This is a genomic window from Alkalicoccobacillus porphyridii, from assembly GCF_007293315.1.
GTDB lineage: Bacteria > Bacillota > Bacilli > Bacillales > Bacillaceae_D > Alkalicoccobacillus > Alkalicoccobacillus porphyridii.
Window position 1 is genome coordinate 1 of sequence record NZ_VLXZ01000232.1, and the last position, 267, is coordinate 267.

A 267-nucleotide genomic window follows, 5' to 3' on the forward strand; every position below is an offset into this window, starting at 1 on the left:
GCAATCAGTATCATTTTGTTGTTGATAGCGCTAATTTACACCCTGCATTTTTATCCCTGGCTGAAATTTAGTATTGGATTTTGCATTTTTACGCTGGTGTTTTTGCTGATACTGCGCAAAGACTTCTCCCACAGTAGCGCCGCAGCCGGGACAATTTTTGCATTTATTAGTTTCACGACATTACTGTTTTACTCAACCTACGGTGCGCTTTATTTAAGCGAAGGTTTTAATCCGCGAATAGAAAGTTTGATGACCGCGTTCTATTTT

1 protein-coding gene is annotated in these 267 nt (G+C 39.7%); it reads left to right on the forward strand.

From position 1 onward, the window contains the following. A partial coding sequence (locus FN960_RS24135) for a hypothetical protein (protein WP_221936863.1) occupies nucleotides 1-267 on the forward strand: 267 nt, incomplete at both ends.